Raw genomic sequence first — 16,325 nt, forward strand, 5'->3', positions numbered from 1 at the left:
TTTGTTAAAAAATTATTCAATATTAAGCTTCTTGGCGAACTGCAATGTGACGAATGATGTCTTCGCTGATGTTAGCTAGACGTGTATACTCGTTGATTGCATCTGAAGTAGCGTTTACTTTTACGATTTGGTAGTAACCTTCGCGGAAGTCTTGAATTTCATAAGCTAAGCGGCGTTTGCCCCACTCTTTTGATTCGATGACTTCTGCACCGTTAGAAGTTAAAGCTTCGTTGAAACGTTCAACTAGAGCTTTCTTCGCTTCGTCTTCAATGTTCGGACGTACGATGTACATTAATTCGTATTTTCTCATCTGTTTACACCTCCTTATGGACTAGGCTCTCCTATATTAAGGGAGCAAGGAGCAAGTAATAAATTATTACTCACATCAATGAATTGTAACATATAGGTACTTTTCTTTCAAGTCGCAAACTTACAATTCATTTTATATAATGAACGTAACGTGTTTAATTCGTGAAAGGAGAACTTTCGTGCTACCGAATAAAGAACCTATTGTTATTGAAATAAATATAAAAAAATTAATGATCGACAATATTGTGATCACATGTGGTCTTGTCATATTATTTATAGCCATTCAATATATTTGCTTTAAAGATTTTCACTTTTCTTTTTGGCCTATCCTTGGTGGTACAATACTGTTTGTTATTCTGTATGTAGTTTTCATTATTTTGCATGAAGCTTTTCATTTAATTGGCTTTATGCTCTTTGGGAAAGTACCTTTGAAGTCTTTACAATATGGCATAAACTTAGAGCTAGGTGTTGCCTATGCAACTACTACAAAGCCTCTATATAACCATGCCATGAAACGGGCATTATTGCTGCCATTTTGGACGACTGGCGTTCTTCCTACTATTGCAGGGTTTTATTTTAATAATACCATTTTAATACTGGTAGGAGCCTTTTTAATGGCAGGTGCAGTAGGTGACTTTGCCATGTATAAGGAGTTACGAAAATATCCTAATAACGCCTTAGTGCAAGATGATCCTAAATTACCGAAGCTTTATGTTTATATAGAAGATGACCGTTTACCAAGGCAAGATACATATGAAAATTAGACTCTGTCATCAGTAATAATGACAGAGTCTAGTCATAACTCTTAAGGAGTTAAAAAGCCATGCTGTGCAGCTGTATACAAATTCCTCCAAATGCGATTTATTGGGGCAGTCTCTGTAATAGCATCCATGCCAAGATTACGTATTAATTTATTGGCAATCTCTATACAAGCAGCGGCAATTTCTTTACTCATTTTTGTAAATTGTGTTAGTTCTTCCTCTGTCAATGATTCATCTCTTTGATGCTTTTGCCAATATTCCGACAAGGTTGTATAGAACTGCTTCTCAAATTGTTTAAAATACTTTTGCTGCTGCATGAATAAAAATTGTAAAGCTCCCATACGCTCAGCTCGATGAGCATCATGATTTCGTTGCTTTATTAAAATAAATGCTTCTTCTAAAAAATTTTCAGTTATCCCTAGACAAACGCTTAAAAATGAAGCCTCTGCAAAGGTTGTAAATGGAAAGGTATGTACAGCATTCCCATAGTTATTTCTAATCGTACCTATTTGGAAAGTAGCTTCCTCAGGTATCCTTACATTGTTCACACGAATAGTATGACTTGCTGTTGCCTTCAAGCCCATTGCGTGCCAATCATTTAAAACTTCAACATCTTGACGGTCTAAGGAGCAACTAATGATTTTTTCTGTTATCACGCCATCTTGCTCTAGTAAACAATTCATTGTAAAGGTTGTAGCATAGTCCGCACCACTACAATATTTCCATTGCCCTGTTACCACATAACCATCTTCTGCTTTTACAGCTACACCCGTTGGATAGCCACTACCTGCGATAACTGCATTTTTAGGGGTAAAGATTTTTTCGCATCTTTCTTGGCTAAATGCTGGAATAAACGCATTACCTCCAGTCCCGATTGTCACAAGCCAACCTACATTACCATCGAGGGCAGCTATTTGTTGAAACACTTTTATTCCCTCTACTAAATCTAGATTCTTACCTCCTAGTTCATTTGCAGTGAACAATTTGAACAATTTCTGTTCATACATAAACTCTAAGACATCCTGGGATAATCTTCCTAACTGCTCAAACTCTTGGCCACGTTCTTTTATTTCCATTACGTTCATTTGATGTCACTCCCACACACTAAAAATTCAGATAATTTAATGATTGAAAAAAGGCAATCATTAAGATTGCCCTCTGTTCGTCTTATACATTAAAGCGGAATAACATAATATCGCCATCTTGAACTTCATACTCTTTACCCTCAAGACGTACCTTACCAGCTTCCTTAGCCGCTGCTTGAGAACCTGCCTCTAATAGGTCATTATAAGCAACTGTTTCAGCACGAATGAAGCCTCGTTCAAAGTCTGTATGGATGATCCCTGCACATTGTGGTGCCTTCATCCCTTTGCGGAACGTCCATGCACGAACTTCTTGTACACCGGCAGTGAAATACGTAGCTAAGCCTAATAAGTCATAAGAAGTACGGATTAGCTGATCTAAACCAGACTCTTTAATTCCTAGTTCTTCTAAGAACATAGCCTTTTCCTCATCGTCTAGCTCTGAGATTTCTTCCTCGATTTTTGCACAAATTGTAATGACTTGAGCACCTTCAGCTGATGCATATTCACGTACCTTTTTGACATATTCATTATTGTCAGCATCGGCTACTTCATCTTCTGAAACGTTAGCAACATATAGCATTGGTTTAATTGTTAACAAATGAAGACCTTTAATTACCTTTAGTTCATCATCTGAAAGCTCAGCAGCACGCGCTGGCTTACCATTCTCTAACTGCTCTTTAATTTTTAGAAGTACTGGCTCTTCAATCATGGCTTCTTTGTCTTTTTGTTTTGCCATTTTGCTAACACGTTGGATCCGTTTATCTACTGATTCTAAATCGGCTAGTGCTAGCTCTAAGTTAATAACCTCGATATCATCAATTGGATCCACCGCACCTGATACGTGTGTAATATTTTCATCTACAAAACAACGTACAACTTGGCAAATTGCATCTACTTCACGGATATGCGCTAAAAATTTATTCCCTAGACCTTCACCTTTGGAAGCACCTTTTACAATCCCTGCAATATCTGTGAATTCAAATGCTGTTGGTACTGTTTTTTTAGGTACAACTAATTCTGTTAATTTATCTAAACGTGCGTCTGGTACTTCAACGATACCGACGTTCGGATCAATCGTTGCGAATGGATAGTTTGCAGCCAATGCGCCCGCTTTTGTAATTGCGTTAAATAATGTTGATTTTCCAACGTTAGGTAAACCAACGATTCCAGCTGTTAATGCCATGGATGGACACAACCTTTCTATAATCAGTTCAAATTTTCTCTCATATAACCTTTTCTATTATATTGATTCACTTACAAAAAGTCTAATACGCCTGAAGTTAGGCCTCACTAGCAGAAAGTAAAACCTTCTTCATTTTTTTCTCAAATTCTCGACGTGGAATCATTACGCTATGTTGGCAACCTTCACACTTAATTCGAACATCGGCACCCATACGAATAATCTTCCATTTGTTCGTACCACAAGGATGTTGCTTTTTCATTTCAACAATATCATTTAAACCATATTTCTTTTCTTCCACCTTACTCACTTCTCCCCTCACCTTTCTCATAGAACATCATTTTTGGATGAGCCATTGGTATACGATGCTCTTCAAACAGTTTTGTCACATCTCGGCGTATACTACGAGCAACTCCATATTGTTGCTGTGGTAATGTTTCAGCAGCAATACGGATTGTAACCTCTGTACCTTTGACATTTTGTACACCTAAAAACACCGGTGCCGCTATTAATTCTTTATGTTTTTCTGGTAAAGATTCTAAATACTGATTAATAACCGTCTCAGCTTTTTCAAAGTCAGCATCCGCGGTCATTTGTAAATCTATAAAAATTTTGGAGTTGTTAACAGAGTAATTGACGACCTCACCAATTGCACCATTAGGAATGATAAATTGCTCTCCAGTCCCCCCATTAATTTTCGTAGTACGTAGACCAATTTCTACAACGGTACCTTCTGCTCCATTAATTTTTATATAATCCCCTACACCAAACTGATCTTCAAAAATAATAAAGAAGCCAGTGATAACATCCTTCACTAAACTTTGGGCACCAAAACCAATGGCTAAACCTACAATCCCTGCCCCTGCTAAAAGACCTGCTACCTTTATATTTAAAGAAGATAAAATGGCAATGATTGCAGAGAAATAAACAACATAGGAAATTACACTTTGTAATAATCTCGAAATCGTACGTTGACGTCGTTCTGAATGATTTAATGGGGAACGCATTCGAATTAAAAATAATTTTTTAATCAATTTTTTACCCATTCTTACAGCTATCCATGATGCTAGTAAAATTAGCACAATCTCAATGGATGTATCAATCACATTTTCCCAAAGTTTGTCGGATGTGAGCTTTTCCCAGTATCTCTCCATTAATTTCTTATTCCATTCCATCGTTTCCACCTCTTGAATAACTTGCTAAAAATTTGCGTATACTGCATAAAAATTGAGCACTTCTAAAAATAAAAAGAAAGTGAGTTTTTTTATGAATACTATACCAAATTTGTTACTACCTTATTCCCTTCATCACGAAAGTAAAAATGCTGTTTGGCAATTAAGTACATTATTTTTAGAATATATACCGTTTCATCATGAACGACTAATTTTTTGCTGCATTGGCAGCGATCGATGTACAGGTGATACGCTTGGACCGTTAACGGGTAGCTTTTTAAATAAGTCAGTTAGCTTCCCCTATGAAATTGTCGGTTCTTTAGAAGATCCGCTACATGCTCTAAATCTAGACTCTACTATCCAACAGCTACACAATCATACTACAAAACCATTCATTATTGCGATTGATGCCTGTCTTGGTAGTGAGCAAAATGTCGGTCATATTTCCGTTCAAAGCGGTCCTATTTTTCCTGGGAAGGCTGTAAAAAAAGAATTACCCCCAATCGGTGACATTTCCATTAAAGGAATCGTCAATATTGGAGGTTTTATGGAAATGCTTGTTTTACAAAATACAAGGCTTCATATTTCTTATGCTATGGCTGAAAAGCTTTCAAGAGCCTTATTACTGGCTGCCCATCGTTATTCATTGAAAAATGTAGAAGAAAGCAACCATAATACCAACAATGATGATACCTGGCAGCAAGTTAGCAGCCTTGATCTTAGTTAAACCAGCTATATTTAACCCTATTGCCATAATCATAACGCCGCCAACGGCTGTCATTTCAGTAATATACATTTGTAACGCAGCATCTGGTATAAAAGAACTAATGACCCCTGCAAAAACTGCAATTAATCCTTGATAAATAAAAACAGGTATCGCCGAAAGCAATACACCTATACCTAATGTGGATGCTAGAATAATGGATGTAAAACCATCTATTAATCCTTTTGTAATCAATACATTATGATCATTACGAAGACCGCTATCAAGTGCACCAATAACAGCCATGGAGCCAACAACAAAAATTAAAGAAGCTGTGACAAACCCTTCTGCAATGCTAATTTGATTTTGATCATTTCGTTTTGTACGAAATAATGACTCTACCCATTTGCCAAGGCGATTCATTTGCTTATCTAAATCTAACCACTCACCTACTACAGTACCCACCACTAAACTTACGATTAAGATAATAAAATTATCACTTTCAAATCCCATTTTTATCCCTAATAATGCGACTGCTAAACCAATTATGGATAGGACAGTAGACTTCATAGATTCAGGAATATTTTTGAAAATTCGCCCCACTAATGCACCTGCTATAATTAGCACAGCATTAATCAATGCCCCTAGTATTACCACCCTTTTGCCTTCCTTCTCTCTAAAAAATAGAGAGCGCCTGTTTGCTTGGCGCTCTGATTAAATTATATAAATATCATTTATTCTTCTTGTACATTTAGGATTTCTAAAATGCGCTCTAAATCATCTTCAGAGTAAAATTCTATTTCGATTTTCCCTTTATTATTGTTCTTTCTAATTTGAACATTTGTTCCAAAATAATCTCTTAATTGGGATTCTTTCGCCGCCACAAATATATCTTTTTTCTTGGGTGGAATTGTTTCACGTGAAACTTCCTCATTTAAGGATTGTACTAACATTTCAACTTGGCGGACATTTAAACCTTGATTCATTACCTTCAGTGCTACTTCAGAGATTCGTCTTTTATTTTTTAAGCCGAGTAATGCCCTGCCTTGTCCCATTGATAGTGTGCCATCATTCATAAACTTTCGGACATCTTCTGGCAAAGCAAGGAGGCGAACATGGTTAGCTATATGTGGTCTACTTTTCCCTAAACGCTTTGATAGCTCTTCCTGTGTTAAATGCAAGTTTTCCATTAAGCTTTGATAGGCCTCTGCTTCTTCAATGACTGTTAAATCTTCGCGCTGAAGGTTCTCAAGAATAGCTAACTCCATCATTTGTGCATCTGATAATTCTTTAATGATTACAGGAATAACATCTAAACCTGCTAGTAAACATGCTCGATAACGACGTTCCCCTGCAACGATTTCAAATTTACGACCCTTTTTCCGTACAGCAATTGGTTGCAAAATGCCATGCTCATTAATCGAATCTGCCAATTCTTGCAAAGCATCTTCATCAAAAATTTTACGAGGCTGAAATGGGTTCGCAACAATTAAATCTAATTGAATTTCTTCCACTTGCCCACTCTGTTCTAAAGACTCTCCTGGAAATAGTGCACCAATGCCCTTTCCTAAACCTTTAGCCATTTTTAATCACTTCCCTCGCCATCTCCAAATAAACTTCTGCACCTCTAGATCTTGCGTCATAAGTGATGATTGGTTGCCCATGACTAGGTGCTTCACTTAAACGCACATTACGAGGAATTATCGTTTTATATACTTTATCTTGGAAATATTTTTTCACTTCATCTATAACTTGTAATCCAAGGTTCGTTCGTGCATCTAGCATTGTTAGTAAAACACCATCAATATATAACTGTTGGTTCAAATGCTTTTGCACAAGACGAACAGTAGATAACAATTGGCTTAGACCTTCCAATGCGTAATATTCGCATTGTACAGGAATAATCAATGCATCTGAAGCTGTTAAAGCATTAATCGTTAAAAGTCCTAAAGATGGTGGACAGTCAATAATTATATAATCGAAATCTTCTTTTACATTTTGTAATGCATGTTTCAAACGCACTTCCCTTGAAATAGTCGACACCAATTCAATTTCAGCGCCTGCAAGCGAAATTGTGGCTGGCACAATTGATAAATTATCTACATTTGTTTTTTGAATGACATTTTCAACATCTTCATCATCAATGAGGACATCATAAATACAACTTTGTATGTCTCCTTTATTAATACCGAGGCCACTTGTTGTATTCCCTTGCGGATCAGTATCAATAAGTAGCACTTTCTTACCTAAATAGGCTAGGCAAGCGCTCAAATTGACTGAAGTTGTTGTTTTTCCTACGCCACCCTTTTGATTGGCGATTGCTATAATTCTACCCATTTAAAAGCACCTGCTTTCATTTATCAACGTTTACTTTGACAAATCATTTGTAAAATCAATTATTTAACCCGCTATCTAACTTTCATTCTATCAAAAAAACAGTTAGAAGTTGTATAAAATATTAAGAATATATACAAAAAAGGAGACACCTCATTCAACTTTCTGAGATATCTCCTCTTTACGGTGAAGGAAAAGTTAATAAATTATTATTCCGAGATAATTTATTATACCTTTTTCTTTTTAGGAATCTTCACCGTAATTTGATAGTATTCTTCTGTATCTTCTTCTTCCGTTTTTACCGTAATACCACTTTTCGTTACCATCGTTAATGATTGCTTAATAGTATTTAAGGCTATACGTACATCCTTACTAATGGCTTTGCGCTTCGGTCTTGCTTTCTTCGGTACCGACTCCTCTTGCTCGTCTGTTACCGGATGCAAGATGGCTTGAATCCGTTCCTCTAACTGGCGAACATTCCAATCATTATCAACCGTTTGTTGTAAAATTTCTAGTTGTAACGGTTGATCTTTAATAGCAATTAATGCACGTGCATGTCGTTCAGAGATCTTGCGCTGTAAAATGGCTTGTTGTACTTCATCTGGAAGCCTTAATAAACGTAATTTATTGGCTACAGTGGATTGTCCTTTTCCAAGTCTTTGGGCAAGAGCTTCTTGTGTGAGCTCATGTAACTCCAACAATTTTTGATAGGCTACCGCTTCTTCAATTGCAGTTAATTCCTCACGCTGTAAGTTCTCTATTAACGCAATAGAAGCTGTCTCCTTATCGGTTAAATTACGTACAATAGCAGGAACCTCTGTCCATTGTAGCTTTTTCATAGCACGATAACGACGCTCACCGGCAATGATTTCATATTGATTTTCTGATGTTTTACGTACAACAATTGGCTGAATTACACCATGCGTATGAATGGTTCTTGATAATTCTTCAATTTTTTCATCATCAAAAATAGTACGTGGCTGAAAACGGTTAGGTACAATTTGATCAATAGGCAATTTTATGACTTCTTCTGCTGTTTGAACCGCCTCTGCTTGTTCTACTTCATTTTTCACAATAGGCTCTGTTTTACTTCCGCCTCCAAAAAAACGTGAAAAAGGACTTTTCATCCAAGTGGCACCACCTTTAAGTAACTATCTTGCTCTGTCTCATTCTATTATTATTTATTATATTTCCTCAAATGTATATAGTTCATAGATGACTTTTGCGTGAACCATCCATAACTAGTATGTATGCTCAAAATAGAAAAAATATATTCTACTTTGAGAAAGTTTCACATGAAACACTAATTATTGAATTGGTGTTTTATTCGGTACACCTGGCTTACGCGGGTATTTTTTCGGTGTTCCTTTTATTTTATCAAATATATATAAAATGCGGTCACTTTCTTCAACAGGTAGTTTGAAAGAATATTCTTCTTTCAGTTTAACACCTAATGTTGTTAATGCTTTTTTAGCATCTTTTAATTCTTCTGCTCCTGCAGCTGCTTTTAAGGCAACAAAATAGCCATCTTGTTTTGCTAATGGCACACATAGCTCCGATAAAACAGATAAACGAGCTACTGCACGTGCTGTCACCACATCATATTGTTCACGATATTTTAAATTTTGACCAAACTCTTCTGCGCGGGCATGCACAAAATTCATATTTTCTAATTGTAACTCATCACTTAAATGGTTTAAAAATGTAATTCTTTTATTTAAGGAGTCAACAATTGTGACATGTAAATGTGGGAAACAGATTTTTATTGGGATACTAGGGAAACCAGCACCTGCTCCTACATCACAAACAGTTATTACTTTTGAAAAATCAAAATAAAATGAGGCACTGATTGAGTCAAAGAAATGTTTTAAATAAACGCCTTCTAAATCTGTAATAGCAGTCAGGTTCATCTTTTCATTCCACTCGACTAGTAATTCAAAGTATTTTTTAAATTGAGTAATTTGCTTTTCGGAAAGCTCGATGCCCTTTTTTTTAAGTGCCTCAATAAATTGTTGTTCGTTCATGTAAAGTCTCCTTTATTAATCTAGCCATACTAGTACATCTTAACAATAGTATTGCTTTAAAAATAGGAAGCGGGCACAATGGTATGCCCGCCCCTTATTCACTTTACTGTTCTTATTAACCGCTTATTTTCGCGATTTTACCTTGTTCAATGTAAACAAGCAGAATAGAAATATCTGCTGGGTTAACACCAGAAATACGAGAGGCTTGTGCAATGGAAAGCGGTGTAACTTGTTTTAATTTTTGACGCGCTTCTGTCGCTAAACCAGAAATAGCATCATAATCAATGTTTTCTGGGATTTTTTTATTTTCCATTTTATGCAGCTTCTCTACTTGTAGCAATGCTTTTTCGATATAGCCTTCATATTTAAGCTGAATTTCAATTTGCTCTTTTACTTCTTCTGTAAATTCGATATCAGCCGGAATTAATGAGGAGATCATCTCATAATGCATTTCTGGGCGTTTTAGTAAATCAGCACCACGTATGCCATCTTTTAATTCACTACCACCAGCAGAACGAATAACAGCTTGTGTAGCTTCATTCGGTTTAATAATTATTTCACGAAGACGTGCAATTTCATTTTCAATCAATGCTTTTTTCTCATTAAACTTGGCATATCGTTCTTGTGGAACCATGCCGATTTTATAGGCTAACTCTAATAATCGTAAATCAGCGTTATCATGACGTAGCAATAAGCGATACTCTGCACGAGATGTTAGTAAACGATAAGGCTCGTTTGTTCCTTTTGTCACAAGATCATCGATTAGTACCCCAATATAGGCATCCGAACGACTAAGGATTAATTCCTCTTTGCCAAGTACATTAGCTGCAGCATTCATTCCTGCCATCAATCCTTGGGCAGCCGCTTCCTCATAGCCCGATGTACCATTAATTTGGCCTGCTGTATATAAACCTTTAATGCGCTTTGTTTCTAGTGTTGGCCACAATTGTGTTGGTACAATTGAATCATATTCAATGGCATAGCCAGCACGCATCATTTCTGCATTCTCTAAGCCTGGGATTGATTTTAGTAAACGTGTTTGAACATGCTCTGGTAGGCTTGTTGATAGACCTTGAACATAAACCTCACGTGTATTACGTCCTTCTGGCTCTAAGAAGATTTGATGTCTCGGCTTATCGTTGAAGCGCACTACTTTATCTTCAATCGAAGGGCAGTAGCGTGGACCTGTTCCTTTAATCATCCCAGAATACATCGGTGAAAGATGTAAATTGGCCTCAATTATTTCATGTGTTTCAGGGCTTGTATACGTTAACCAGCAAGGCAGTTGGTCCATAATGAATTCCGTTGTTTCAAAACTAAATGCACGTGGAACTTCATCTCCTGGCTGAATTTCAGTTTTATCATAATCAATTGTACGATTATTAACACGTGGTGGTGTACCTGTTTTAAATCGAACAAGGTCAAAACCAAGCTCTTTTAAATTATCGGCTAAGCGAATTGACGGTTGCTGGTTATTAGGACCACTTGAATATTTTATATCTCCAATAATAATTTCACCGCGTAAGAAGGTACCTGTTGTGACAACTACTGTTTTGGCACGATAAATAGCACCAATTTGTGTAATAACCCCTGTTACTTCTCCATCCTCAATGATAAGCTCTTCTACCATCCCTTGATGGATTGTTAAGTTTTCGGTTTCCTCTAATACGCGTTTCATCTCTTGTTGATACAAAACTTTGTCAGCTTGTGCACGCAATGCACGTACAGCTGGGCCTTTCCCTGTATTCAACATTCGCATTTGAATATGCGTTTTATCAATTACTTTCCCCATGACGCCACCTAAAGCGTCTATTTCACGTACGACGATTCCTTTGGCAGGACCACCAATGGATGGATTGCATGGCATAAATGCAATCATATCTAAGTTGATCGTTAACATTAGTGTGTTAGCACCCATTTTAGCCGCTGCATGTGCAGCTTCTGAACCTGCATGACCTGCGCCAATGACGATCACATCAAACGTGCCTGCCTCATATTTTGTTGGCATGCTCGTATCTTCCTTTCTTTCTTAAAGTTATTTTCCTAAGCAAAACTGTGAAAATAGTTGGTTGATAAGGCTTTCTTGCACAGTGTCACCTATAATCTCACCAAGTAATTCCCAAGTTCTTGTGACATCAATTTGTACCATATCAACTGGAACTCCAGCTTGAGCAGCCGCTATTGCATCCTCAACTGTCGCCTGTGCTTGATGCAATAGTGCAATATGTCTTGCATTTGAAACATATGTTAAATCGCCCGCTTCAATTTGCCCTTCAAAAAACAATGCAGCTATCGCTTCTTCTAACTCTGTAACACCCTCCTCCTGTAAGAGAGAAGTTGTTACAATGCGATGTTTACCTGCTAGCTCTTTGACACGCGCTAAATTAATTTTTTGCGGTAGATCTGTTTTATTGATAATAACGATGTAGTCCATCGCCTCAATAGTTTCGAATAAACGCTCGTCCTCAGCAGTTAACTCATCTGCATAGTTTAATACAAATAATATTAAATCTGCTCCACGAAGCGCTTCTCTCGAACGTTCTACGCCAATTCGTTCAACAATGTCTTCTGTCTCACGAATCCCCGCTGTATCCACTAAACGAAGCGGAACACCGCGTACATTGACGTACTCTTCTATAATATCACGAGTAGTACCAGCTATATCTGTCACTATGGCCTTATTTTCCTGTACTAAGCTATTTAAAAGAGAAGATTTTCCTACATTTGGACGGCCTAAAATAACAGTCGATAAACCCTCTCGTAATATTTTCCCTTGGGAAGATGTTTGGAGAAGTTTAATAATTTCATCTCGTACCCATGTACATTTTTCTACTAAAACAGGTACAGTCATCTCTTCTACATCATCATACTCTGGATAATCTATATTAACCTCTACTTGCGCTAATGTCTCTAGTAAAGCTTGGCGCAAGTCACCAATAAGTCTTGATAATTTTCCATCCATCTGACCCAAGGCAACATTCATTGCTCGGTCTGTTTTGGCTCTTATCAAATCCATTACTGCTTCAGCCTGAGATAAATCAATACGCCCATTTAAAAACGCACGTTTAGTAAACTCACCTGGTTCTGCTATTCTTGCCCCATTCGTTAATGCTAGTTGTAAAACACGATTAACTGAAACCAACCCACCGTGACAATTTATTTCAACTACATCCTCGCGTGTGAAAGTTTTTGGACCACGCATCAATGATAGCATTACTTCCTCTACTACCTCGTTTGTTTTAGGATCCACTAAATGTCCATAATGAATAGTGTGCGAATCCTTTGTCGTTAAACTTTTTCCACCTGGTGATTTAAATATTTTATCTGCAATTGCCACTGCTTCGTCCCCACTTAAACGAACGATGGCTATGGCACCTTCACCCATAGGTGTGGATATCGCAGCAATTGTATCAAACTCCATTTAATGACCCCCTTAACGTTATCCACATGTGGATAATCGAAACCGACCAATACTTACTAACACCTTAGACTAACATATTTTCACAAAAATCTAAAGTAAGGATCATTTCCAAATGTGGATAACAACCATTTCTTATAGGACTGAATACAATTCTTTGCCTCATAAAAAAAGATCACTTTATCCCGATGGATAAAATGACCTTTAAAACTATAGTGTCTGCATGTTTTTGAAAATAATCTAATTGTTTTTGACAGGCTCAATGACTAAATAACGATTTGGTTCTGAGCCTTCTGAATACGTCTCAAGATCAAGACGATTAGCTAATTGATTATGAATTATTTTTCTTTCGTATGACGGCATTGGTTCAAATGCCACACGTTGATTTGAACGTAATGCTTTATCCGCCATTCGATCAGCAAGTAACTCTAAAGCTACTTGTCGACGTTCGCGATAGTTTTCCACATCTAATTTCACCATTAAGAACTGCTTAGCGCTTTTATTGAGCACTAGCTGCGTTAATTGCTGTAAGGAATTTAATGTTTGACCACGTTTTCCGATAAGTAGAGCAGCTTTCTCACTTTTCAGCTGAAAATAAACGTATTTCCCTTCACGTGTCGTAGTTATTTCAAGATCATGTATATCCAATTGCTCAGCAATCGTTACTAAATAAGCTTTTGCATCCTCAATTGGGTTTGCTGAATCTTCTTCCTCATTTAGTTCGTTTACAACTTTTTGTACAGCTTCGATTTCATTTGGTTGATCAGAAACTTGTGAACTTATTGTTTCAACATCATTTACAGCTAATTGTTTGTCTAATTGAGTCGTTATTTGCGATTCGGCTTCTTCACTTTCAATTACCAGAATCTGTACTTCCTTTACAGTAACACGAACTTCTGCAGAACGTGCACCAAAACCTAAAAATCCTTTTTTACCTTCTTGTAAAACTTCAACATCTACTTGTTCACGGGTTTTGCCAAGTTTCTGTAACGCCAATGAGATCGCTTCTTGTGTTGTTGCGCCTATTTGCGTAAGTTGTTTCACTTTTTAGCCCCTCCATTTTGAGCAGGTTGTGTTTTATCTTTATTCCAAGGTTTATAAATATACAGGTTTTGGAAAATCGAAATAATATTCCCGATTACCCAATAGAGTGATAATGCAGCTGGTAAGGCCATACCAAAAGCAATGATCATGAATGGCATAATATACATCATGATTTTCATTTGAGGATTATCCATTGCTGGTCCTGTACGTAATACGATAAATTGCATTAAACCTGCTGTAATTGCTAATGCAGGTGCAGGATCTGCTAGAGGGAAGATAAAGAAATTCCCTAAATCAAATGTAGATGTAGCATTCATACGGCTAATTGCATGATAGAAACCAATTAAAATTGGCATTTGAATGATTACTGGTAAACACCCTGCAAGTGGGTTTACACCTGATTCACTCATCAGCTTCATCATTTCTTGCTGATATTGTTGTTGTGTTTGAGCATCCTTAGAAGCATACTTCTTTTGCAGTTCCTTCAATTTTGGCTGAATTTCTTGCATCTTTTTAGAACTCTTTGTTTGTTTAATCATTAGTGGTAAAATTGCTAAACGAATAATAATCGTTACTGCAATGATCCCCCATGCGTACGTGCCAAGTAGATCAGCAAAATATTTTATCGCTGATACCAATGGCCAAACAATGAATTCATTCCAGAAGCCAGTGCTGTCTTTGGAAATTGGTTCATTGAATTCTGTACAACCAGATAGTAGTAGAGCTACTGATACTAGTGACAAAATTACCCAATGTTGTTTTTTCAACCTTCTTCCCCCTACAATTACTATTCACTTTTTCTAATTCTATATGCATCTTCTTTATTCACTGACTGACAGTTTCCTGCCCTAAAATCTGTGACGTCTGACAGCAGCTTTATCTAAGCTTAAACAAAGATAAAGTTATCAGCTATTTTATCATGCCTATAACGTTTCACTCTACTAAATATTCTCACAATATACACTTATTCCTGAGTTTTGTGGCGAATTTAACATATTTTTAAGTGAAATCTAACGCTAAAAATACCCCTATACGTATACTTTCCTAGGTTATGGTATGCAATTTCACTCTCATTCTTAAAGCTAATAATACAGGCGCATTTTACCACTCGGTTGCATACATTACACTTTCTTCAATACCTTTGCGATTTTTAGTACATGTTGCAAACTTTGTTTCACTTCATGAAAATCCATAGTGGCCGCCGGTTGTCTGGCGATAATAACATAATCCATATTCGTCTTTAGATCATCCTTTAAATCAATAATACTATGTCGAATATAGCGTTTGATTTGGTTGCGTTTTACCGCATTCCCAAGCTTTTTACTAACCGATAAACCTACACGAAATTCTGTTTGTCCCTCTTTTGCTAAAAAGTAAACAACAAACTGACGATTAGCGAAAGATTTACCTTTTTTAAACACCTTTTGAAAATCATCATTCTTCTTCACTCTTTGGCGTTTTTTCATTTCTTTCACCTGCTAATAGATAATATCTTTTGATCCTCATTTCTTGGTTTACCAAAAATAAAGAAAAAAAAGACCACTGATGTGGCTCAGTGGACTTATTTTATGCTGATAAAACTTTTCTTCCTTTACGACGACGAGCAGCAAGAACTTTGCGACCGTTTTTCGTGCTCATACGTGCGCGGAAACCGTGAACTTTGCTGTGTTTACGTTTCTTTGGTTGGTAAGTACGTTTCATTTATATAGACACCTCCTGATATATGAGTTGAATTTTTCAACATACAGACTCGAATATTATATAAAGTAACTAGTTATTTTGTCAATGTATTTCACAAATTTCTTTTAGGGAGCCATTCTATGTATCTAAATGATTCTACTTTCATCTTCCTCAGCGATCATTTAAATCGTTATTTATAACTTTATCTTAAAAATATTTATCCACAGAGTACTTGTTTTTTTTGCACAGAGTTGTGTATAGTATTTTTTGCATATTTTTTTATCCACAACATTTATCTACAGCTTTTTCACATAAGCAGGGCTTGTGGACAACTGTAAAGTGCATAACTACAAGCTATGTGGATAAGTTTCACAAACTATTGAAATAGCTTTGTTTTTCTGATACGATTACTGTGCTTCACTTTGTTGAAAACTGAAATGAACATTTTAATTATCCACAACTGTTAATATGCTGTGGATAATTTTTATCACAGCCTTTGGTTAACTTTTATCCACAACTTGTGATTATGTGGACGAGTTATAAAATGAACGTATTTGCCATTTCTATAAATGCAATTTTATTTATGTATTGAACACTGTAAAGGAGATTAGTAGC

Annotated in this window: 18 protein-coding genes; 2 read left to right on the plus strand and 16 right to left on the minus strand. The window is 36.5% G+C overall.

What is annotated here, in order from left to right; translation table 11 throughout:
* Nucleotides 1-22 precede the first annotated feature (22 nt).
* The gene (rpsF, locus tag MKY88_RS23885) at nt 23-310 is read right to left on the minus strand and encodes a 30S ribosomal protein S6 (protein ID WP_008177955.1); all 288 of its coding nucleotides are present in this window, start codon (nt 308-310) and stop codon (nt 23-25) included.
* 178 nt (nt 311-488) lie between these two features.
* Between rpsF and MKY88_RS23890 the strand changes: the two genes are divergently transcribed.
* On the plus strand, nt 489-1,073 hold the full coding sequence (locus MKY88_RS23890; protein ID WP_175423091.1) for a DUF3267 domain-containing protein: 585 nt from the start codon (nt 489-491) through the stop codon (nt 1,071-1,073).
* A gap of 41 nt (nt 1,074-1,114) precedes the next feature.
* On the opposite strand, the gene MKY88_RS23895 is transcribed toward MKY88_RS23890, so the two are convergent.
* From MKY88_RS23895 to MKY88_RS23910, 4 genes are all read right to left on the minus strand, one after another.
* Complete coding sequence (locus MKY88_RS23895; RefSeq protein ID WP_328201682.1) at nt 1,115-2,155, minus strand: acyl-CoA dehydrogenase; 1,041 nt, start codon at nt 2,153-2,155, stop codon at nt 1,115-1,117.
* An 82-nt stretch (nt 2,156-2,237) separates the two neighbouring features.
* On the minus strand, nt 2,238-3,338 hold the full coding sequence (gene ychF / locus MKY88_RS23900; protein ID WP_069483106.1) for a redox-regulated ATPase YchF: 1,101 nt from the start codon (nt 3,336-3,338) through the stop codon (nt 2,238-2,240).
* A 97-nt stretch (nt 3,339-3,435) separates the two neighbouring features.
* Nucleotides 3,436-3,636 (minus strand): DUF951 domain-containing protein, encoded by a 201-nt coding sequence (locus tag MKY88_RS23905; RefSeq protein ID WP_008177961.1) that lies wholly within the window; start codon nt 3,634-3,636, stop codon nt 3,436-3,438.
* Nucleotide 3,637: 1 nt separating this feature from the next.
* A complete protein-coding gene (locus MKY88_RS23910) occupies nt 3,638-4,510 on the minus strand; it encodes a mechanosensitive ion channel family protein (RefSeq protein ID WP_328201686.1) in 873 nt (290 codons plus the stop codon).
* 91 nt (nt 4,511-4,601) lie between these two features.
* Here MKY88_RS23910 and yyaC point away from each other — a divergent pair, with 91 nt between their 5' ends.
* Nucleotides 4,602-5,234, plus strand: coding sequence for a spore protease YyaC (gene yyaC / locus MKY88_RS23915; RefSeq protein ID WP_036121907.1), 633 nt, complete (start codon nt 4,602-4,604; stop codon nt 5,232-5,234).
* Here the strand turns inward: yyaC and MKY88_RS23920 are convergent.
* The 11 genes from MKY88_RS23920 to rpmH all read right to left on the minus strand — a co-directional run bounded on the left by MKY88_RS23920 (nt 5,151) and on the right by rpmH (nt 15,731).
* Nucleotides 5,151-5,867, minus strand: a complete 717-nt coding sequence (locus MKY88_RS23920) for a DUF554 domain-containing protein (protein WP_193833502.1) — start codon at nt 5,865-5,867, stop codon at nt 5,151-5,153. The two genes, yyaC and MKY88_RS23920, sit on opposite strands and share 84 nt — an antisense overlap.
* Before the next feature lie 77 nt (nt 5,868-5,944).
* Nucleotides 5,945-6,793 carry a ParB/RepB/Spo0J family partition protein gene (locus MKY88_RS23925; RefSeq protein ID WP_328201689.1) on the minus strand — a complete coding sequence of 283 codons (849 nt, stop codon included), beginning with the start codon at nt 6,791-6,793 and terminating at the stop codon, nt 5,945-5,947.
* Nucleotides 6,786-7,547 (minus strand): ParA family protein, encoded by a 762-nt coding sequence (locus tag MKY88_RS23930; RefSeq protein WP_008177971.1) that lies wholly within the window; start codon nt 7,545-7,547, stop codon nt 6,786-6,788. The genes MKY88_RS23925 and MKY88_RS23930 overlap by 8 nt, the downstream gene beginning before the upstream one ends.
* A gap of 224 nt (nt 7,548-7,771) precedes the next feature.
* Nucleotides 7,772-8,671, minus strand: coding sequence for a nucleoid occlusion protein (gene noc / locus MKY88_RS23935; RefSeq protein ID WP_069483101.1), 900 nt, complete (start codon nt 8,669-8,671; stop codon nt 7,772-7,774).
* A gap of 180 nt (nt 8,672-8,851) precedes the next feature.
* The gene (rsmG, locus tag MKY88_RS23940) at nt 8,852-9,568 is read right to left on the minus strand and encodes a 16S rRNA (guanine(527)-N(7))-methyltransferase RsmG (protein WP_069483100.1); all 717 of its coding nucleotides are present in this window, start codon (nt 9,566-9,568) and stop codon (nt 8,852-8,854) included.
* 115 nt (nt 9,569-9,683) lie between these two features.
* Nucleotides 9,684-11,576 (minus strand): tRNA uridine-5-carboxymethylaminomethyl(34) synthesis enzyme MnmG, encoded by a 1,893-nt coding sequence (gene mnmG, locus MKY88_RS23945; protein ID WP_291755876.1) that lies wholly within the window; start codon nt 11,574-11,576, stop codon nt 9,684-9,686.
* Between the two features lie 27 nt (nt 11,577-11,603).
* On the minus strand, nt 11,604-12,989 hold the full coding sequence (gene mnmE / locus MKY88_RS23950) for a tRNA uridine-5-carboxymethylaminomethyl(34) synthesis GTPase MnmE (RefSeq protein ID WP_340814791.1): 1,386 nt from the start codon (nt 12,987-12,989) through the stop codon (nt 11,604-11,606).
* A 237-nt stretch (nt 12,990-13,226) separates the two neighbouring features.
* Nucleotides 13,227-14,030, minus strand: coding sequence for an RNA-binding cell elongation regulator Jag/EloR (gene jag, locus MKY88_RS23955; protein ID WP_069483098.1), 804 nt, complete (start codon nt 14,028-14,030; stop codon nt 13,227-13,229).
* On the minus strand, nt 14,027-14,797 hold the full coding sequence (gene yidC / locus MKY88_RS23960; protein WP_036121922.1) for a membrane protein insertase YidC: 771 nt from the start codon (nt 14,795-14,797) through the stop codon (nt 14,027-14,029). The genes jag and yidC overlap by 4 nt, the downstream gene beginning before the upstream one ends.
* 354 nt (nt 14,798-15,151) lie before the next feature.
* On the minus strand, nt 15,152-15,496 hold the full coding sequence (gene rnpA, locus MKY88_RS23965) for a ribonuclease P protein component (protein ID WP_328201701.1): 345 nt from the start codon (nt 15,494-15,496) through the stop codon (nt 15,152-15,154).
* A 100-nt stretch (nt 15,497-15,596) separates the two neighbouring features.
* The gene (rpmH, locus tag MKY88_RS23970) at nt 15,597-15,731 is read right to left on the minus strand and encodes a 50S ribosomal protein L34 (protein WP_004233310.1); all 135 of its coding nucleotides are present in this window, start codon (nt 15,729-15,731) and stop codon (nt 15,597-15,599) included.
* Nucleotides 15,732-16,325: the final 594 nt, after the last annotated feature.

This window comes from Lysinibacillus sp. FSL R7-0073 (assembly GCF_038009065.1).
Lineage (GTDB): Bacteria > Bacillota > Bacilli > Bacillales_A > Planococcaceae > Lysinibacillus > Lysinibacillus fusiformis.